The sequence below is a fragment of the Candidatus Thiodiazotropha endolucinida genome, from assembly GCF_001715975.1.
In the GTDB taxonomy this organism is placed as follows: Bacteria; Pseudomonadota; Gammaproteobacteria; order Chromatiales; family Chromatiaceae; genus Thiodiazotropha; species Thiodiazotropha endolucinida.
In genome coordinates this window covers 39,222-58,401 of sequence record NZ_MARB01000005.1, presented here as the reverse complement: position 1 = coordinate 58,401, position 19,180 = coordinate 39,222, and the positions used below count along the sequence as shown (strand labels likewise).

The 19,180-nt window shown below is 51.9% G+C and carries 18 protein-coding genes; 7 read left to right on the top strand and 11 right to left on the bottom strand.

From position 1 onward, the window contains the following. Positions 1–383 precede the first annotated feature (383 nt). From CODIS_RS05235 to dapA, 4 genes are all read right to left on the bottom strand, one after another. Positions 384–1,652 (bottom strand): NAD(P)/FAD-dependent oxidoreductase, encoded by a 1,269-nt coding sequence (locus CODIS_RS05235; protein WP_069121835.1) that lies wholly within the window; start codon positions 1,650–1,652, stop codon positions 384–386. A gap of 157 nt (positions 1,653–1,809) precedes the next feature. Continuing rightward, entirely contained in the window at positions 1,810–2,595 is a 786-nt protein-coding gene (locus CODIS_RS05230; RefSeq protein WP_069121834.1) for an MBL fold metallo-hydrolase, read from the bottom strand. A gap of 3 nt (positions 2,596–2,598) precedes the next feature. Further along, on the bottom strand, positions 2,599–3,741 hold the full coding sequence (bamC, locus tag CODIS_RS05225; protein ID WP_069121833.1) for an outer membrane protein assembly factor BamC: 1,143 nt from the start codon (positions 3,739–3,741) through the stop codon (positions 2,599–2,601). 148 nt (positions 3,742–3,889) lie between these two features. Next, on the bottom strand, positions 3,890–4,765 hold the full coding sequence (dapA, locus tag CODIS_RS05220; protein WP_069121832.1) for a 4-hydroxy-tetrahydrodipicolinate synthase: 876 nt from the start codon (positions 4,763–4,765) through the stop codon (positions 3,890–3,892). 175 nt (positions 4,766–4,940) lie between these two features. Between dapA and CODIS_RS05215 the strand changes: the two genes are divergently transcribed. From CODIS_RS05215 to CODIS_RS05205, 3 genes are all read left to right on the top strand, one after another. After that, positions 4,941–5,480: a glycine cleavage system transcriptional repressor gene (locus tag CODIS_RS05215; protein ID WP_069121831.1), complete on the top strand. Its 540-nt coding sequence runs from the start codon at positions 4,941–4,943 to the stop codon at positions 5,478–5,480. A 17-nt stretch (positions 5,481–5,497) separates the two neighbouring features. Next, a complete protein-coding gene (locus CODIS_RS05210) occupies positions 5,498–5,983 on the top strand; it encodes a peroxiredoxin (protein ID WP_069121830.1) in 486 nt (161 codons plus the stop codon). A gap of 118 nt (positions 5,984–6,101) precedes the next feature. After that, the gene (locus tag CODIS_RS05205; protein ID WP_069121829.1) at positions 6,102–7,511 is read left to right on the top strand and encodes a PhoH family protein; all 1,410 of its coding nucleotides are present in this window, start codon (positions 6,102–6,104) and stop codon (positions 7,509–7,511) included. 108 nt (positions 7,512–7,619) lie between these two features. Here the strand turns inward: CODIS_RS05205 and CODIS_RS05200 are convergent, their stop codons facing one another. After that, positions 7,620–10,472: an ATP-binding protein gene (locus CODIS_RS05200; protein WP_069121828.1), complete on the bottom strand. Its 2,853-nt coding sequence runs from the start codon at positions 10,470–10,472 to the stop codon at positions 7,620–7,622. 201 nt (positions 10,473–10,673) lie between these two features. Between CODIS_RS05200 and CODIS_RS05195 the strand changes: the two genes are divergently transcribed. Both CODIS_RS05195 and CODIS_RS05190 read left to right on the top strand, forming a co-directional pair. Beyond that, positions 10,674–11,354, top strand: a complete 681-nt coding sequence (locus tag CODIS_RS05195) for a Crp/Fnr family transcriptional regulator (protein WP_069121827.1) — start codon at positions 10,674–10,676, stop codon at positions 11,352–11,354. 154 nt (positions 11,355–11,508) lie between these two features. Next, on the top strand, positions 11,509–11,703 hold the full coding sequence (locus tag CODIS_RS05190; protein ID WP_069121826.1) for a YgaP family membrane protein: 195 nt from the start codon (positions 11,509–11,511) through the stop codon (positions 11,701–11,703). A gap of 94 nt (positions 11,704–11,797) precedes the next feature. Here the strand turns inward: CODIS_RS05190 and CODIS_RS05185 are convergent, their stop codons facing one another. The 3 genes from CODIS_RS05185 to CODIS_RS05175 form a co-directional block, all read right to left on the bottom strand. Next, positions 11,798–12,868, bottom strand: coding sequence for an AI-2E family transporter (locus CODIS_RS05185; RefSeq protein ID WP_069121825.1), 1,071 nt, complete (start codon positions 12,866–12,868; stop codon positions 11,798–11,800). Positions 12,869–12,903: 35 nt separating this feature from the next. Further along, a complete protein-coding gene (locus CODIS_RS05180; RefSeq protein WP_201259009.1) occupies positions 12,904–13,287 on the bottom strand; it encodes a hypothetical protein in 384 nt (127 codons plus the stop codon). Positions 13,288–13,395: 108 nt separating this feature from the next. Then, complete coding sequence (locus tag CODIS_RS05175; RefSeq protein WP_069121823.1) at positions 13,396–14,304, bottom strand: selenium metabolism-associated LysR family transcriptional regulator; 909 nt, start codon at positions 14,302–14,304, stop codon at positions 13,396–13,398. 325 nt (positions 14,305–14,629) lie between these two features. On the opposite strand from CODIS_RS05175, the gene CODIS_RS05170 reads away from it, so the two are divergent. Next, positions 14,630–15,931 (top strand): OmpP1/FadL family transporter, encoded by a 1,302-nt coding sequence (locus CODIS_RS05170; RefSeq protein WP_069122233.1) that lies wholly within the window; start codon positions 14,630–14,632, stop codon positions 15,929–15,931. Between the two features lie 397 nt (positions 15,932–16,328). Here the strand turns inward: CODIS_RS05170 and dsrE2 are convergent, their stop codons facing one another. From dsrE2 to CODIS_RS05155, 3 genes are all read right to left on the bottom strand, one after another. Beyond that, positions 16,329–16,811 (bottom strand): sulfur carrier protein DsrE2, encoded by a 483-nt coding sequence (dsrE2, locus tag CODIS_RS05165; protein WP_069121822.1) that lies wholly within the window; start codon positions 16,809–16,811, stop codon positions 16,329–16,331. Between the two features lie 25 nt (positions 16,812–16,836). Next, positions 16,837–17,067, bottom strand: coding sequence for a sulfurtransferase TusA family protein (locus CODIS_RS05160; protein ID WP_068987885.1), 231 nt, complete (start codon positions 17,065–17,067; stop codon positions 16,837–16,839). 151 nt (positions 17,068–17,218) lie between these two features. Continuing rightward, a complete protein-coding gene (locus CODIS_RS05155) occupies positions 17,219–17,545 on the bottom strand; it encodes a rhodanese-like domain-containing protein (RefSeq protein WP_069121821.1) in 327 nt (108 codons plus the stop codon). Positions 17,546–17,726: 181 nt separating this feature from the next. On the opposite strand from CODIS_RS05155, the gene cysG reads away from it, so the two are divergent. Continuing rightward, the gene (gene cysG, locus CODIS_RS05150) at positions 17,727–19,151 is read left to right on the top strand and encodes a siroheme synthase CysG (RefSeq protein WP_069121820.1); all 1,425 of its coding nucleotides are present in this window, start codon (positions 17,727–17,729) and stop codon (positions 19,149–19,151) included. Positions 19,152–19,180 lie beyond the last annotated feature (29 nt).

Sequence of the window (19,180 nt, the reverse complement as noted above, 5' to 3'; positions counted from 1 at the left end):
AGGTACAAGTAATCCGCGAATAACCGCGAATGATTTTTATCTCCGCAAATGAACGCGAATATTAAACAATCGTACAACAATGTATGGCACAGACCCTAACTTTCCGCATCCATACAGGACCGTTAAAAATGCTGGATTTGCCTTCATTTGCGCACTTATCAAGATTTGCGTCTATTTGCGGCTTGCTTTTACAACACCCACCGCGAAGGAAAGGCAGGTTGAGAACGGATATCTGAGAATGGTGGATAATCAAACAACCCCAATAAATCTACGGTTGGACCTGGGAACGAAATTATCGATATAGGACTTCAAAGATTGTTGCCGAAACGGCAAAAAAAAGCCCGGTAACAGACCGGGCCTCTCCTTTCCGCAATGGCAAGAACCTATTTCAACTTCCCAATGCCCAGCATCTTAAGGATGTACTTCTCATAAATCGGCTCAGAGGTCCCTTTCTTCATCTTGCGGATGAAATACTTCTCAAAGGCGATCTTGGCCATGTGCACCCACTTGCCTTTTTTGAACCAGGCTACATTACGGGGTGGAATTTGCGGTAATGCGACAAAAGCGGCACCGGTATCTCCCATGTCGGCGAGACAGACGGCATTCCATGTAGCCAGGGTCGTACCCTCCTTGCCGGCCAGTTCATCCGCGATATTGTGAACGATGGCGGTCACCATCGACTCAATCATATAGCCGGTCTTAGGCGCCCCGGTGGGGACCGCGGTCGCTTCCACGGGTGGGATGGCGATACAGACACCGGCGCCAAATATATTTGGATATTTTGGGTTACGCTGATGGTCGTCGACAAAGACGAAACCGCGGGGATTACACAAACCTTCAACGTTGGCGACAGCATCGACACCCTTGAATGCGGGGATCATCATCGAATAGGTGAAATCCAGCTCATGCTCCTTCAGTTTGTGCCCGGAATCGTCAAACTCCTCGATGAACATCTTGCCCTGTTCGATCTTCGTTACTTTGGCGTTGGTAATCCAGTTGATATGATGGTTGCGAAACTCACTCTCGAGAAAACCCTTCGAGTCCCCAACACCACCCAGGCCCAGATGTCCGATATATGGCTCGGATGTCACGAATGTCATCGGTACTTTGTCTCGCATCTTACGCTTTCGCAGATCCGAATCCATGATGAAGGCGAATTCATAAGCGGGGCCAAAACAGCTGGCGAAGGGCATTGCGCCGATTACCACATGACCAGGTTCATCCAGCAGACCCTGGTAGGCGTCATAGGCCTTTTCCGCATGATCCACAGTACAGATTGATTCAGTGAAACCCGCTGGCCCCGAACCCTCAACCTCTTCGAAAGCAAGCCGGGGGCCGGTTGCGACAACCAGGTAATCGTAGTTGACGGTATCTCCACCGTCGAGTGTCAGCTGATTTGCATCGGGATCGATTTTATCGACTCGCTTGGAGATAAAATTGATACCCTTGCGTTCCAGGTGAGGACGGATATCAAACGTGATGTGCGACCGATCACGCCAACCTACAGCCAGCCAGGGATTGGACGGCACGAACTGGAAATATTCCCGTTCATTGATCATCGTGATCTCATGTTCACGCCCCAGCTCCATGCGTAATTCGTAGGCACAGGGCATACCCCCCGTACCGGCACCCATAATGACGATATGCGCCATTGAACAACACCTCCATCCTCTCCGATATTATGGGATTGCGGTAAAGCCGGGAGAGGAGGCAAAAACCGCTTTTGATAAAAAACGCTAAGATTATACCCAACCTACTGAAAATTAAAATTATTTAAGTATTTTGCAATGAGCTAATATTGACAGGGTTTCAGACCGGCTGTGTAAGCGGCAGTCGAAACCAGTCTGTAATATCATGTTGGGATGCGATGGAAAACCGATCGCTCAGGTCGGGCAACTGCTGTAGTACCAGCTCAGTCACCAGTCCCGGGGAGTTGTTCTTCTCACTCAGATGGGATGCCACCACGTGTTGTAGTCGGGACGTTTGTAAACGCTTCAGCAGTCCAACCGCCTGGTGATTGTTCAAATGGCCATGGGATCCCCCGACCCTTGCCTGCAGGCTGGGTGGATAGGGCCCATTCGCCAACATCTGCGAATCATGATTGAATTCAAGCACCAGACTGTCGCATGCCTGCAGAATACCTGCGATATGCGGCGTGATATAACCTGTATCCGTCAGTAGTCCCAGCGTGCCGCCCCCGGCACGAAAAAGAAACTGACAGGGCTCTCTGGAGTCATGAGGGACCGGATAGGGGGCCACAGCCAGATCGCCAATGGACCACCACCCGGTATGGCTGTCAATCTGGTGCAGAGTGGGCAACTTACCGTAATTGGCGCCATGGAACGTCCCAGCAGTCATCCATACCGGAATACCATAACGCCTGGCCAGGGGACCCAGGCCCCGGACATGGTCCGCATGCTCATGGGTGACAAGAATAGCGGTCAGGGAATCCGCTTCAATCCCCAGCCCGCTCAGACGACGCTCGATTTCGCGGGCTGGAAACCCGCAATCCACCAGAATTCTGACTGACGCGGTCTCGATAACCAGGGCATTTCCCTGACTGCCGCTGCCCAGTATGGCGAATCGTAACGACACGCCTCAGCGAATCTGCTCGTGTATCATAGTGAGAATTCTTCCAGCCGCCTTGATGTCGGCTTCAGCGCCATCCTGGTCTCTGATCTGTACCCGTGTTCTTTCATCGAGCTCCGAGAGTTTGACCTGGTATTGAGTCTCTTTATCGATACTATCTTCATCGTCCCGCCAGAAAGCCAGCCTGGAAAAGAACCCCTTGTCTTCCTGACCCGCTCCCGATAACTCGCTGTAACGAACGAAATAGATGCCGGATGAGCGATCCCGATCCTCCACCGCAAAGCCGACACGATCGAGTGCAACGCCGGTCAGTCGCCATGCGCGGGCAAAGCCCTCATTGATCCACAGCTCGGAGCGTTTACCGGATTTAATCAATTTGGAACGCTTTTCCCTCTCATCTCCCCGAGCCAGGGCCTGTTCCGCATTCTCATTCGCCATCCCGAGATAGACCATGATACTGCGTAGCATCGCAGCCTCGATACCCGGATCATTGGGCCGGGGGGTCCAGTAGGTTGTGTCTGCATTACCGCTGAAATCCTCTTTCAGCTTCTCCTCCATGCCCCGATGAGTCAGATAGAGTTCGGTGGTTCCGCGCACATACCCTTTCTCCAGGCGTACACGAAACTGGTCACGCGTGGCCGATGAATAGATACTGCCCAGAGTCTTGCGAAAAAACTCGGTAATCGGGCCTTGCTTAATATCGGCACGACTCTCGAGCCAGTCGGTTTTCATGACACCGATGGTCGGGTCCTGCTCCACCAACAGGAGCCCGTGACTGCGCCAAAACTCGACGACTTTCGGCCACACGTCCTGCGCTTCCGCATTGATCACTAGCCAACGCTGATCGCCGTCGCGCTCAACCCTTATATCGCTGTATTCCGGCAAAACTTCATCTTTCGCAGAAATGGCCGTACCCCCGCCGCCGCCTCGTTTATTGGCATACTCTTCATACGATGCCCCGGCACCGGGTATCGACATGGCATCCTGTATTGAAGAACGACTGAGGTCCGGTGGCACCTCAAGATCATCAACCGTCTCCTTCTGAGAGCGGTAGACACGTTCAGAATCGGAAAAATAGCCACCACCGGAGCTGCATCCGGTCAGTGTGAAGGCCAGAGAAATGATTATCAGAAAAGCGAAAGCTGATTGCATGTCTAAGAATATCGTCTGGTAATTATGTGTTGCCTATGACAATGGAAACGGGCGATAAGTTTGAAACGGAATCACTACACATTGACGAAAACAAAATGAGACCATTCAGGTACGCATGGCCCGCACTGAATATCCATCTGATGAATGGTCATAGAATTTCGGCCTGATGCATTGCTTGTAAAACCTCATCTTCCGCCGAAGGGCTCAGCCACGTCAGCGGCAACCGGATCCCACGATTCGCCAACCCCAGTTTCATCATTGCCCACTTCACGGGAATGGGGTTGGATTCCACGAACAGCGCACTATGCAATCCAGCCAGCTTCGCATCGATCGCACGCGCCTCTTCATCTCTACCGGCCAGAGCGGCAATACTCATTTCGTGCATCAGGTGCGGAGCCGCATTCGCAGTCACCGAGATGACGCCGTGCCCGCCCTGTAACAGGAACTCACAGCCAGTGGCATCATCGCCGCTGTAAAACTCAAAGGAGTCATCACAAAGCTCGCGCAGCCGATGCAATCGCGACAGATCACCGGTTGCCTCCTTGACTCCGATGATGTTCGGCACCTGTGCCAACCTGGCGATTGTCTCCGGCAGCATATCGCAGGCAGTACGTCCCGGCACATTGTAGAGGATCTGGGGAATATCAACCGCCTCGGCAACCGCTGTATGGTGTTGATAGAGCCCTTCCTGAGTGGGTTTGTTGTAGTAGGGGGTCACCAGAAGACAGGCATCCGCACCCGACTCCTTGGCGCATTGAGTCAGAGTGACGGCTTCCCGGGTCGAGTTCGCACCGGTACCCGCAATCACGGATACCCTGCCGTCGACATAGTCGACCACCCGCCGGATCACATCACAATGCTCCTCTTCGTCCAGGGTGGCGGACTCGCCGGTCGTGCCGACAGCCACGATCGCGTCAGTGCCCTGCCGGATATGAAACTCCACAAGCGCACGCAAAGCGGCATCATCCAGGCTGCCGTCCTCCACCATGGGAGTGATCATTGCTACCATACTGCCGTGAAACATCGCCCCGCACCCCGATTCATTGAATAATCGGCAATGGTATCCTGTGGCTTGTGATGATGACAAGTAGCATGGGGAAACCGCCCCCGGATAGTTGTAAAAATATCGCTAGACGCAGATAACAGGTGTTACACTCTATGCTTAATTCCCAATAACCATACGACACTCAGCAATTTTTATGTCTACGCCAAAGAATTATCTGGTCATCTCAGCACTTGGAAAAGATCAGCCTGGGATCGTCAAAGCCCTTTCGAGAAAGATACTTGATGAAGGCTGCAATATTACCGACAGCAGAATGACGGTCTTAGGGGGTGAATTCGCCATCCTGCTGCTGATCGAGGGTCCCTGGAACACCCTGGCGAAACTTGAATCCGCCGTACCCGAACTACAGGAGGACCTGGGACTTACCATCATCTGCAAACGTACGGAAGGCAAGGTGCGCAGCAGCAACCTCCTGCCTTACATGGTCGAAGTGGTCTCTATGGACCATCCCGGTATTGTCAATCAGTTGGCTGAATTCTTCTCTGAGCGCGATATCAATATAGAGGACATGGTAACCAACTGCTATTCGGCGGCCCACACAGGCACCCCCATGTTTTCGGTACACATGAGTGTCGGCATACCCTCTGAAATCCACATTGCCGCCCTGCGGGAAGAGTTCATGGATTACTGCGATGCCCTGAATCTGGATGCCGTCATAGAACCCATCAAGGGCTAAGGAGGAAGCTGCGTATTATGCCTGCCATCACCATCGGAAACCCCGTGCCCGATATAGAGCTACCCGTTACCGGTGACAAGCACATCAAACTCACCGACTTTCATGGAAAACCCATCGTTCTCTATTTCTACCCTAAAGCCAGTACCCCGGGTTGTACCCAGGAGGGGCTGGATTTCAGCGCCTTGATTGCGAAGTTCAGACGCCAATCCGCCATCATCCTCGGAGCCTCCAGGGACAGCCTGAAGGCCCAGGATAATTTCAAGCAAAAACAAGGATTTCCATTCGATCTCATCGCTGATAAAGAGGAGAAGCTTTGTCACGCATTCGACGTCATAAAAATGAAATCGATGTATGGCAGGCAGGTACGCGGCATAGAACGCAGCACCTTTCTGATCGACGAGAGTGGATATCTGCGCTGGGAGTGGCGTAAGGTCAAAGTCAAGGGGCACGCAGAGGAAGTCCTGGACACCTTGAAGGCGATGCGAGCCGGAAAACTTGCCTGAGCATTATCGTTCCTATTCTCAATCAGCGAAAACACCCATGTCTGCGGTGGCGGGTAGTCTGTTCACCACTGTTACCGGGTTGGCTTTGTAATCCTAATTAAGATAAATCGATACACAGATGTCAGAAAAACGATCCAACAATACCCGTCTTTTCGTCCTCGACACCAATGTACTGATGCACGACCCATCCGCCCTGTTCCGCTTCAAGGAGCACGATATCTACTTGCCGATGGTGGTGCTGGAAGAGCTGGATAAGGGAAAAAAGGGTATGTCTGAGGTTGCAAGGAATGTCCGCCAAACCAGCCGTTTCCTCGATGAGTTGATGAGCAATGTACCTCAATCCGCCATTTATGACGGTATTCCTCTAAACACCCTGCAGCTGAATGGCGGTACCGAGTCCCTGAGCGGCCATCTTTTTTTCCAGACCAAGCCAATCAGCGGTGACCTGCCCTCGACACTGCCGGGCAATACACCCGACAACACAATACTCGCGACAGCCCTCAGCCTGCAGTCGGAATACCCCGAAAGAAAAATCATACTGGTATCGAAGGATATCAACCTGCGCATCAAGGCGGCCGTGGTCGGCATTCATGCTGAGGATTACTCCAATGACAAGGTTCTGGAGGATGTCAATCTCCTCTACAGCGGCATGGAGAGTCTGCCGACGGGTTTCTGGGAGCAGCACACCAAGGAGCTCGAATCATGGCAGGAGGAGGGACGGACCTTCTATCGGATCGCTGGGCCCGATACTGAAGCCTGGTATCCCAGCCAATGCCTGCACCTGCCGGGAGATGAGGGCTTCCAAGCCATCGTCAGAAAGAAAGAGGAGAACAATGCAACGATTGAACTGATGGAGGATTTCACCAATCCCAAGCATGCGGTGTGGGGCATCACGGCACGCAATCAGGAGCAGAATTTCGCATTGAACCTGCTGCTCGACCCCGAGCTCGATTTCGTCTCACTGCTGGGCACGGCCGGCACCGGTAAAACCCTGCTCACCCTGGCTGCCGGCTTGGTGCAGACACTTGACCTCAATCTCTACCGCGAAATCATCATGACCCGGGTTACGGTGCCGGTGGGCGAGGATATCGGCTTTCTACCCGGCACTGAAGAAGAGAAGATGACACCCTGGATGGGCGCGCTGATGGATAATCTGGAGGTTCTGACCCAGACGGAAGGGGGTGAGTGGGGACGCGCCGCCACTGAAGATCTGTTGCGCAGCCGGATCCGTATCCATTCCCTCAATTTCATGCGGGGCCGTACCTTCTTAAACAAATACATCATTCTCGATGAAGCCCAGAATCTGACCCCGAAACAGATGAAGACACTGGTCACCCGTGCCGGACCCGGCACCAAGATCGTCTGCCTCGGCAATGTGGCCCAGATCGATACACCCTATCTGACAGAAACCACATCCGGCCTGACCTATGCCGTCGACCGCTTCAAGAACTGGCCCCACAGCGGGCATATAACCCTGCAGAGGGGGGAGAGATCGCGGCTTGCGGATTACGCATCTGAAAATCTATAAGCCTTAGGTGGATAGGGATCCGCCCAAACCGGCGGCGAAGGATATAGGGCGGAACCCTGCCCCATAAGCAAGGGTTGACTAGGCGCGTAACCAGGGCATTAACAGTCCCTAATGAATACTGCCCCGATCAATGATCGTCTTCAGTTCAGAAATGGTCCGGCGATATACATCTGCGGTTTGGTTGTAATTGCTGACCAATCCCGAGGTATCGTTCTGACGCCCCTTGAACTCCAGCTCCCGGGCAAGGATGGAGAGCTCCATCGCCCCCACATTGGCACTACTCGATTTTAACGGGTGGGCTGACTTCACCAGGGCATCCATGTCACGATCCTTCACGGCATCCCGTATACCATGCATGAGCCCGGGCGCACTTTTTAGATAGCTCTCGAGTACGGAAACGAATTCGTCCTCCATGATCTCATACAACTCCTCCAAAACGGTGCGGTCTATCATGCCACTGACTGGCATACTGCTGTCTCCTTCGCTCTGCAAGCTTTCGCTGGATGTATCGATTGATTCCATCGATATCTCTTCACCACCGCTGACCTGTTCCACCACCAATCGCTCCTCAGCCTGGCCGATCATCTCCTCCATAGGCAGCCACTGACGCAACATATTCTCAAGTTGAGCCGGTTTGACCGGCTTCGAGAGGTAGTCATCCATGCCGACCGCCAGGCATTTTTCCCGATCCCCCGCCATGGCGTTCGCAGTCATGGCAATCACCGGCGTGCGCATCAGTCCATGGGTAGCCTCCCTGTCCCTGATCGCCTCAGTCGCCTCATAACCATCCATGCGCGGCATCTGGCAATCCATCAGGACCACATCGAACTGCTCCTGGTGCATAGCCTCCATCGCCTCCATGCCATCATTTGCTGTTATCGGCGAAAGCCCCGCCTTTTCCAGCATTTTCTTCACTACCGCCTGATTGACCGGGTTATCCTCAACCACCAGCACGCGTCCTGCGAGTTGGGTGTGTTGCATCATTGCTTCGCGGTCCTCCTCCCTCTCGCTCCCCGGCTGCCTGATACTCTCCTCGCCACCCTGTTTGTCAAGCCAGTTCAAGTGATCGTCAGGCAACCGCGGTACCGGAATCTCTTCGGGTGTGGCGGACGCCGTCGATATTTGCTCCACATCGAAGATTCTATACAGCCGCTGTTTGATGTCCTTGCTTCTGCCGCTACTGCTCAGACACTCTATCGACAAGCCCTCGAGCGTTTCGATGCTCTCTTCCGGAACATTGATCGCCAAAACATTGACATCTCTCATGTGGGCAATCTCACGTGCGGAATTGACGACCTGAAGCAGATTAACACTGGTGAAGTCAGCATCGATCACGAGCAGTTCATAGCGCCAACTGGCGCCCAGATTTGCTGACGTTTTCAACTTGGAGAGGGCATCGTACTGGTCATCTGTTTGCTCCAGTATCATCCCCAGTTCTTTTAGAGAATTCGCCAATACCTTGATTTCAGAACTATTTTTCTCGGCCAACAACAGGGTGCGGATATCATTGAGATTTCGCCGGCTGGAAGGAATCTCCTGCAGTGACTTTCTCATCGGCAGAATAAACCAGAAATAGGACCCCCTTCCTATCTGAGACTTCACGCCGATCCGTCCCCCCATCAGTTCGGTCAGGCGTTTACAAATAACCAGGCCCAATCCTGTTCCACCATGTTTTCTGGTGGTCGATGCGTCAGCTTGAGAAAACGGTTCGAAAAGACGCTGCACGTGTTCATCCGACATCCCCATACCGGTATCTCTGACGGCAAACAACAATTCCACCTCTGTCCGTGTCGACTGACGGGTGGAAACCTCCACTGAGACTTCGCCCTTCTCGGTGAATTTAACTGCATTGCTGACCAGATTGGTCAGGATCTGACGAAGCCGTATTGGATCTCCACGCACGGTTCTCGGCACATCCCGGGCAATATTATAAGAAAGCTTCAAACTGCGCCGATCAGCGGCATTTTTCATCAATGACGTCACCTGACTGACGACATCCTTTAAGGTGACATCAATAAACTCCAGATCCAACTTGCCCGCTTCGATCTTGGAGAAGTCGAGAATATCGTTGATGATACTGAGCAACACCTGGGAAGAGTTGAGCGCAGTGGTGACAAATTGCTTTTGTTCACCATTCAGTTTTGTCTCCAACAGCATTTCAAGGATCGGCAGGATGCCGTTCAGCGGAGTCCTGATTTCATGGCTCATTGTGGCCAGGAACTCTGACTTAGCGAGATTTGCACTCTCAGCCGCCTCTTTGGCCAGGAACAGTTCCTGCTCCACAGTTTGTCGCTGATCATTCTCCACGATCAGACGACTTCTCATTTCGCTGAGCTCGGTCTCGGAAGCGACCATGCGTTCATGCAGCAACACGCGGTTAGCGGCGAGCAGCAGAAAACCCTGCTGATACACCATCATCCAGGCTGATAGTATCAACAACGCCAAGGCATAGGCGATCATCCCGATCAGAAATTCATCGGATACGAGATCTTTGTTCCCTGAAATACTGAGAAACACGAGTGCGGAAGCGGTCAGGACGAAAATGATGCTGAAAAAGGTATCTATGGTCAGCAGCAATGCAGTGAGCAGAAAAACCGTACCGATCAATACCAGGTCTATGACCAGGTAATCGGTCTCCATGGGATGGGTCAGCAGATGGATCAGTGCTGCGGCCCATAACAATCCCAGCATAAAAATGCCGGGCAACAACGCATAACGCCACATCTGTATGCGTTCCAGGGCACTTCTGCGCACAATTAAGGTCAGCACAGTCTGACCTACCAGGACCACTGTCAGCAAACCACCCCAGATCAACCCCAACGGGATTTCCCAGGCCCTGTTTAGATAAAAGAAGATCAGTCCGGCAATAAGGTTGGCAATAATAAGCGTCGTACCGTTTGCATACAACAACCGTACCCGTTCTTTTTTTATTTTAATCGCTTCTTCGTTTGGATCTGTCATGCCCGATTGCCCGGGTTATAAAACCCCCACCATTTGTGCATAAATTACCATATTAAGCCTGGACAAGTGTAGCAAATCTGTGCAATTAAAGCCTGTTGCCGCACTTGTTTCCGTAGCGTCACCAATTATAGTAGAGTCGAATGATCTTCTCTCTATCAGCAATAGTGAGACATTGGGCCGTCACTCAAACCTGCGTCCACCATGATAACCGACCCTGCAGTCATTGATGAGCTAATCAGACAGTTTCACTTTTTGCAGTGTGCGGATGCCGATTTCGTGCGGCATTTTTTTGCCAGTACTAAAATCATACATCTGCCAGCTGATGAGCCGATATGCCAGCAAGGCATGCAGTGCAGCCACCTGGCACTGGTGATTGAAGGTACCGCCAGGATCTATAAGATCGGTGAAAACGGCAGAGAGATTACCCTCTATCGGATTGGTCCCGGGGAAAGCTGCATCCTGACCGCCTCCTGTATCATGAGCCAAAAACCCTTTCCAGCATTTGCCGTCAGCGAACAGCCAATACAGGCCGTGATCATATCGACATCCGATGTCGTGCGCTGGTCAAATAGTGAGCAAGCCTGGAGAGATTATCTGTTCCGACTTATCAGTGAAAGACTCAGTGATGTGATCAGCGTCGTCGAAGAGGTCGCTTTCCGGCGGGTGGACCGCAGGCTCGCAGGCTACCTGCTGCAGAATACCGACAATGGCAGTAACCGCATGCAGGTCACACATCAATCGATTGCTTCCGATCTCGGCACTTCCCGTGAAGTGGTGAGTCGAATATTAAAGGACTTCGAGCAACAGGGTTTGATCTCAATCACCCGGGGTGCAATAACCCTGGAGGACCGGGATCATCTGAATGACAAAAGCACTGAGTAACGACTCAACCATACATGGCAGTGTGTGACTTTGTCACATACTACGCTGATTGCTCCAGGTATGCTCAATCCTCAACGACGCCGGGATGCTCGTAGCACATCCATTTAGTGGGGGCGTATCGCTTTTGACCAGTCAATAAATTAAGGAGCGGATCATGACTCAAAATATCGGTAGTATTGAACGAATAATCCGAATCGTCGCAGGCTTGGCGATTCTCGCCTGGGGTTTTCTTCTGAGTGACCCCATCAATTGGTGGGGCGCAATCGGTGCGGTTCCCCTGGTCACCGGCCTCGTCTCCTTTTGTCCCCTGTGGACACTGTTCGGAATCAACACCAAGAAGACGGCCTGAAATGGCCAGGCGATAAATTTACGCTAATCCTACAGCCCTGGCGCAAGCTGGTGTGGTGTAACGCTGATATGAAGCCTTAATGCGTTACACCACATTAGGGCCTGTCAATCACCTCTTCCTCGATTCTCTTCGGCCAAGCGACCAAAACAGCCTGTACCAATGTGGCCAGGGGAATTGCGAAAAAAACACCCCAAAAGCCCCAGAATCCGCCAAACACCAGGATGGATACTATGATCGCAACCGGGTGCAGATTGACCACCTCGGAAAACAACAGAGGCACCAGCACATTACCGTCCAACGCCTGGATGACGAAATAAGCCACGGCCAGCCACGCAAAGTCACTGCTCCAGCCCCATTGAAACCAGGCTATGAAGAGTACAGGGATAGTGACCACAGCCGCCCCGATGTATGGAATGATCACCGAAAGCCCCACCATCATTGACAGCAGAAGAGCATAATTCAATCCAAGCAATCTGAATGTGACGAAGCTGACCGCCCAGATAATGACGATTTCCCAGAACTTACCCCTGACATAGTTGGCTATCTGTTTATCCACATCGTTCCAAACCGTACCTGCAAAGCGTCGATGCCTGGGCAGATACATCACAAACCAATCGATGATCAGGTGTTTGTCCTTCAAAAAAAAGAACACCAGCAGCGGCATCAGAATCAGGTAGACGATCAATGTGATCACACCGACGACCGAGGCGAGGGACCAGGTGACGGCCTGCTGTGCAAATGAGGCTATCTCATTCCTTATCTGTTGGATAAGCTGATCGACCTGCTCCTGAGGTATCAGATCGGGATAGCGTTCCGGCAGTTGCATCAGTGCTTGTTGCCCCATGGAAATCATGATTGGCAACTGCTGCAGAAACTCTGTCACCTGGTTGGACAGGAGCGGCATCAGGCCAAACATGACCAGCGTGACAAACAACAGGAACAGGATGAATACAATCAGTACTGAGGGAAACCTTGGAAATAAGCGTTTCTCCAACTGAGAGATAATACCCTCCAGCAGATAGGCAATAACGATGCTCGCCAATACCGGAGCGAGCATATCCCCCATGGTGATGACGACACCAAAAAAGAGCAGCAGAAAAAGCGTCAGGAAGACGATCTGAGGATCGGAAAAGTAACGCTTGAACCAATTTGTTACAACCTGCATAGGACTACCTACTTGAAGGCACTACCGAGGGTCTGTTAACGATCATCAAGATAATTTTGGTAGTGCCGGGCAAACAGTGCCTCCAACTCATCGATGACCGATTCGGCATCACGTCCCTGCATCATATGGGCCATCATCAATGACGACGTTTCATCAAGCAACCGTTCTCTTTCGAGCATGAAATAGCTTTCTGAAAGACGCTTGATGGCCTTCACAACAGACTCCTCCTGAGGCCGTTCGATCTGCTTTGGTTCATGAATCCCCTCTTCCTCCGGCTCACTCTCGACACTCTCCTGACTCGACAGAAAAGCGGCAAAGGAGAGCAGGGTCTGTCGTTGCTGAGAGTCCAACCGATCGAAGAGGTCCAGTAACCGCTGCTGGTCAGCCGCTAGTTTCTGCTGTTTTGGAACAAAATGCACAATGATTCCGTCCTCTGCCTCTTTATCGATAAGACAACGCTGTCACAATGACCTGGCTGCCAGGGCCTGTTAACACTAATCCTAACGGCCCTGCTGTAATGTCATATTCTAGAGCTGCTCCTCGGCGTGATCTTCACAATAACCCCTGGCAAAATCGAGCAACTCTTCCATGGCGCGCAGCCGGAATTTCTGCTTTTGATGAACGAACGAGAAAGGACGCTCCAGTTTCGGCACCAGATTGATGGCGCGCAAGGTATCCAGTTTCAACTCTTTCTGGATGGTGGCACGGGAGACCACGGAAACCCCCATCCCCGCTTCAACCGCCCCTTTCACCGCTTCCGGACTGCCCAGTTCCATAGAGATGTCCATTGCAGTATCGCAGGAGTTGTTTTCAAGATACTCATTAATCACTTCCCGGGTGCCCGACCCCTCTTCCCGGCAAATAAACGGGTATCCAAGCAGTTTCTTTATATCTACCGATTCATGATTGGCCAGGTCATGATTGGGTGGCACGATCGCAACAAGATGATCTTCACGACACATCTCCACTACCAGATTCTTATTGCCGACGGGGGCTTCGACAACACCCAGATCGATTGTGTTGTTCTCGACCATCGAGACGATGCCTTCTGAGTTAGAGACCCGCAAGTGGATGGTGACCTCCGGGTAACGGGCACCGAAATCACCCAGTAGCGCGGGCAGCATATATTCGGCGATCGTTGTACTGGCGCCAATTGTCAGTGCCCCCCTGATTTCACCCGTCATCTCACGAACGGAGTTTTCCATATCGGCATAGAGATCAAAAATCCGGTCAGCGTACTCATACACACGTTCACCAGCATCTGTCAGGCTGATGCGATTATGGGTACGGTCAAACAGGCGGGTATTGAAATACTCCTCAAGCTGGCGTACCTGGAAGGTCACGGCCGGCTGAGTCATATGCAGGGTCTCCGCCGCTTTGGTGAAACTTAATAGACGCGCAACCGTATGAAAAACTTGTAATCTTCGATCCGCCATTGTATTTATGGTCCTATCAACCAGCCTTTAATCTAGATAAACTCAATTTATACCATATCTCATCAGGCTATGGGAGTTGTTAAGGCAAACTGGCAGGGATGAGGCGATATAGGATGAAAACGTTATGGAAAGCACCGCTCAAGATGTAAATTCAGGTCTTGAAAACATGGTAATTCGATGAAAAATCCTCTAGCCTCACAAAATCAGTCGCAATGCGGCCCCAGTGGGTACGTCTATGTCGCAGCAGAACGGCCTGGCTCACCGACAAGTATGCAGGGGTGATCGGGACAGGCAAACAATAATTGATAATCACGGCGGAGGAAATATGCGGACACATTACAAGAAGACCCTTCAAATTTCTCGACTGGCGCTGGCCTGCAGTGCCGCCCTGTTGGCCATGAATCAGACTGCCCAGGCGTCAGGGTTTGCGGTTCCCGAGTTGAATATAACCGGCCTCGCCCTCTCCAATGCCATGGTTGCAAACCCTGATTCACTCTCAGCGATCGCCTATAATCCTGCAGCAATGGCATTTCATACCGGCAGCGCCATAGAGCTTGGCCTGCTGTTGGTTGAACCCGATCTGAGTGTCGATACCGGCTCCGGAACCGTCGACAGTGAGGCCAATGATGTCGTCGCAATTCCCGCCTTTACTGCCTTTACCCAACTCAATGAAACCTGGTCTCTCGGCCTGTCGGTCAACGCCCCTTTTGGCTTGGAAACCGAATGGCCCGCTGGGACCTTCGATGCGCAGTATCCACCCGGTACCACCATACCGACACAGAGCAAACTGGAAATTGTCGCCTTCTCTCCCAGTGTTGCTTATAAAATAAACGATAAAGCCAGCCTCTCAGGCGGTGTCGACTACTACTGGATGCGCGAAGTCATCTTCAACGGTGATATCAATGCCGGCATGCCGGGCTCGAATCCTGCAGCAGACCTGGAAGGTGACGGTCGCGGCGTGGGCTTCAATCTGGGGTTCATGGTCGACCAGGGCAGATGGAGCTTTGGAGGCAGTTACCACTCAGAGGCAAATATTCCGATAGAGGGCACGGTCGATCTGCCGGCGGGTGCGTTACCCTCTTTTCTGACAAACAAGGTAAATGCCGATCTCAAATTACCCTGGCGTCTGCAGGTTGGGGTCAGAAACCAAACTACTGACAAACTCGCCATTGAGTTCGATGTCACGCGAACGGGCTGGAGTTCATTCGATACCCTCGTCGTCGACCAGGATCAACTGGGCACCAATATCGTCACCAGTCTCAACCAATGGGATGACGCCAATGCCTACCGGATCGGTATCAGCTACGACTTCAGCCAGGCAACCCAACTGCGCATCGGATACACGTTCGATGAAACGCCGCAGGATGATAAGTTTTACAGCCCTCGCATACCCGATGCGGATCGCCAACTCTTCAGCCTGGGAGTGGGACACACCCTGAGCAACGGCTGGACCATCGATGCCGGTTATATGTATGTCAAATTCGATGACAGAACGCTGGATATCGATCCAACGTTCGTTCATGCGGCACCGGATGCCGGCGAAACCAACGGTACCAGCGCCGTCAATGGTGATTATGAATCGAGTGTCCACCTGTTTGGCATCGGTATCAAGAAACACTTCATGTAAGCAGACACCGTTTACTTTAACATCAAGCCCCGGGTACCCGCTCGGGGCTTTTTTTTACCTTTTCCGCAGATCGATACAACGTAAAAGAAAAGCCGCAAATGGACGCTAATCACCGCAAAATATCGCAAATGGTATGACAATATGCGTGGTTACCAAGCAATCCATTACCTTATAAATTAAATCAAGAATTCCTAAGATTTCAGAATCCTTGGCATTTGGTTTGATATTCGTTGGTCGGTTTCCTTGGCAGACAATTTGCGTTTTATTTGCGGTGATTAGCGTCCATTTGCGGCTTGTTCTTTCATCTATCCCCCCCAATCAGGGGTAGAATCTTTTTTGCGCCAAAAAAAAAACGCCGCCCTTGTGGGGCGGCGCCGTGACTGCATTTTACAACGGATTAGATGTAAAGGCAGATATCACTGGTACCTGCAAATTCAAAGAAGCGTGCGGCACCCGCATATTCGATACCGTCTATAAACTCGCTGGTGTTCATCTCAAACAGATCGACCGTCATTTGACAGGCAATCAGCTTGACTTCGGCTTCCTGGCAAAGCTCGCGTAATTCGGTGAGATCCGCTACCCCTTTGGAGGCCATCTTTTTCTTCATCATACCGGTCATCATGCCCTGCATTCCCGGCAGAGCCAGACCCAGTACCGGAAACCACTTATCCATACCCATCGGCATCGGCATACCGGGATTTCCCAGTGGCGTGACCTCCAGGTCGAGATTCTTTTTTAGAAGCTGCAGACCATAGAAAGTAAAAAATATTTCAGTGTCATAGCCAAGGGCGGCAGCGGTAGAGGCCAGAATAAACGGAGGATACGCCCAATCAAGGGAACCTTTCGTTGCGATTATGGCTAACTTTTTTTCGTCTGACATTGTGTTGTCTCCTGAATAACTCCAATCAGGCCTTCTTGATCAGAAATTCAAATTTACCGCCGACCTCTTTAGACTCCATCAACTCATTGCCGGTCTGGTTGGCGAACGCCTCAAAATCCTTCACTGAACCTGGATCGGTAGCGATGATGTGCAACACTTTGCCGGATTCCATACCATTCAGGGTTTTCTTAGCACGCAGAATAGGCAGTGGACAATTGAGCCCGCTTGCGTCCAGTTCTTGATCAAAATCTGCCATGGTATGACCTCCAGCTATAATCTTAATGTGGTTATGTTTGTCGTTAATAAACAGACGGACCTTTATATGTCATGCGTCTGACAAACGCAAGTGACCGGGCGGTCCGAACGTCAATGAATACTGCACTATCACCGATAGCCTGTGTCGATAACTAACTCGCCAGTCTGGCGGCCAGTTGAAAGCCCGATCTTGCCCATCCCAATATGCCACCGCGCAGATTGATTGCGTTCTGGAATCCCTGCTGGGCCAGATAGGCACATGCATGATAGGAACGCGCTCCGCTGTGACAGTAGAGAATGATCGCTTTGTCTTTTGGCAAATCGCTGATTTTCAAAGGTATTAGATGCATCGGCAGATGTTCTGCATCGGGCAGTACCCCCTGAGCGATTTCACCCGCGCTACGGATATCCAGCAGCAGGAAGTCATCGCCCTCGTTGATACGGGCCTGAAGATCGTGAGCATCAATTTCCTTAATCATCACTTGCCGTTTCGCCTTTTCAAAACTAATAACAGGGTTAATTAGTATATTAATGTGTTTAAATATTGCAAGTTATATTACCTCAGTTAAGCTTAGGTTTTTCAGGGTGATTGAGTCATGTTAGAGTCAGGGCCAACAAAACCAAACTCGACAATTATTACACTATCTGGTTGATTTTATTATGGAATTTTTCCCTATTTTCCTCAATCTGAAGAATCGCTCCTGCCTGGTCGTGGGGGGTGGGGCCATTGCTGAAAGAAAAACGGCGCTACTGCTGAGATCGGGTGCCGATGTGACTCTGATCTCCCCCGATCTATGCCATAACCTCACCACCTGGCGTGATATGGGTCGATACACACACCTGGCCAGAGAGTTCCGGGATGAGGACTTGTCAGGGCAACATCTCGCCATCGCGGCCACCAATGACTCTGCGGTAAACCGGCACATAGCCGAGATAGCCGGCAATCTGCGCATACCGGTCAATGTGGTCGATCAACCAGAACTGTGCAGTTTCATCGTACCCTCAATCATCGATCGCTCACCGGTTGTCGCCGCAATTTCAACGGGTGGCGCCTCACCCGTCCTGGCGCGTCTGATCCGCTCCCGTCTCGAATCCTTGATACCTGCTGGTTATGGCCGCCTGGCACAACTCTGCAATCGCTTTCGACAACGGGTAAAGGAGCGCTTCGCAGAGCCCGCGGAGAGGCGGCTGTTCTGGGACCGCATTCTCCAGGGGGGAGTTGCTGAACGGATATTCTCCGGTCATGAAGACGAAGCCGACCAATTGATGGAAAAGGCACTGAGTATACCCATTTCAGCCGAAGAGACGGGAGAGGTCTATCTGGTCGGCGCCGGTCCCGGCGACCCGGATCTGCTGACTTTCCGCGCCCTGCGTTTGATGCAACAGGCAGACGTGGTTATCTATGACCGCCTGGTGGCTAAACCAATTCTCGATATGACCCGTCATGACGCAGAGCACATCTACGTCGGTAAAGAGCGTGACAAACACACCATGCGCCAGGAAGAGATCAACCAACTGCTCGCAAAACTCGCCAAGCAGGGTAAGCGGGTATTGCGACTGAAAGGTGGAGACCCTTTTATTTTCGGACGCGGCGGTGAGGAGATCGACACCCTGGCCGCAGAGGGGGTCCCTTTCCAGGTAATACCAGGCATAACCGCCGCCTCCGGCTGCGCCTCCTATGCAGGCATACCCCTGACTCACAGAGACTACGCCCAGTCGGTGACATTTGTTACCGGTCATCTGAAAGACGGCAGTATGAATATCAACTGGGAAATGCTTGCACAACCGAGCCAGACCATTGTCTTCTATATGGGCCTGGTTGGCCTGCCTATCATCTGTCGAGAACTGCAGAATCATGGTGTCGGCGGGGAAATGCCTATCGCATTGGTTCAACAGGGCACAACACATATGCAACGGGTATTCACAGGCACGCTTGATACGATTATGGATATCGTCGAACGGGAACGCCCAAAACCGCCAACCCTGATCATCGTCGGCCGTGTCGTGGAGCTGCAGGAAAAACTCGCGTGGTATGAAGCGCCGCCCCATTCGGAACAGGGCGCCACATCGCCGGTCGACTATTGAACATACCAGTCGATCGAACATGAAGGCTA

Excerpts from the sequence above, each read along its gene's own strand:
- CODIS_RS05235 (WP_069121835.1), bottom strand. The coding sequence starts at position 1,652 with ATGGCGCATATCGTCATTATGGGTGCCGGTACGGGGGGTATGCCCTGT.
- bamC (WP_069121833.1), bottom strand. The coding sequence starts at position 3,741 with ATGCAATCAGCTTTCGCTTTTCTGATAATCATTTCTCTGGCCTTCACA.
- dapA (WP_069121832.1), bottom strand. The coding sequence starts at position 4,765 with ATGTTTCACGGCAGTATGGTAGCAATGATCACTCCCATGGTGGAGGAC.
- CODIS_RS05215 (WP_069121831.1), top strand. The coding sequence starts at position 4,941 with ATGTCTACGCCAAAGAATTATCTGGTCATCTCAGCACTTGGAAAAGAT.
- CODIS_RS05210 (WP_069121830.1), top strand. The coding sequence starts at position 5,498 with ATGCCTGCCATCACCATCGGAAACCCCGTGCCCGATATAGAGCTACCC.
- CODIS_RS05205 (WP_069121829.1), top strand. The coding sequence starts at position 6,102 with ATGTCAGAAAAACGATCCAACAATACCCGTCTTTTCGTCCTCGACACC.
- CODIS_RS05200 (WP_069121828.1), bottom strand. The coding sequence starts at position 10,472 with ATGACAGATCCAAACGAAGAAGCGATTAAAATAAAAAAAGAACGGGTA.
- CODIS_RS05195 (WP_069121827.1), top strand. The coding sequence starts at position 10,674 with ATGATAACCGACCCTGCAGTCATTGATGAGCTAATCAGACAGTTTCAC.
- CODIS_RS05190 (WP_069121826.1), top strand. The coding sequence starts at position 11,509 with ATGACTCAAAATATCGGTAGTATTGAACGAATAATCCGAATCGTCGCA.
- CODIS_RS05185 (WP_069121825.1), bottom strand. The coding sequence starts at position 12,868 with ATGCAGGTTGTAACAAATTGGTTCAAGCGTTACTTTTCCGATCCTCAG.
- CODIS_RS05175 (WP_069121823.1), bottom strand. The coding sequence starts at position 14,304 with ATGGCGGATCGAAGATTACAAGTTTTTCATACGGTTGCGCGTCTATTA.
- CODIS_RS05170 (WP_069122233.1), top strand. The coding sequence starts at position 14,630 with ATGCGGACACATTACAAGAAGACCCTTCAAATTTCTCGACTGGCGCTG.
- dsrE2 (WP_069121822.1), bottom strand. The coding sequence starts at position 16,811 with ATGTCAGACGAAAAAAAGTTAGCCATAATCGCAACGAAAGGTTCCCTT.
- CODIS_RS05160 (WP_068987885.1), bottom strand. The coding sequence starts at position 17,067 with ATGGCAGATTTTGATCAAGAACTGGACGCAAGCGGGCTCAATTGTCCA.
- CODIS_RS05155 (WP_069121821.1), bottom strand. The coding sequence starts at position 17,545 with ATGATTAAGGAAATTGATGCTCACGATCTTCAGGCCCGTATCAACGAG.
- cysG (WP_069121820.1), top strand. The coding sequence starts at position 17,727 with ATGGAATTTTTCCCTATTTTCCTCAATCTGAAGAATCGCTCCTGCCTG.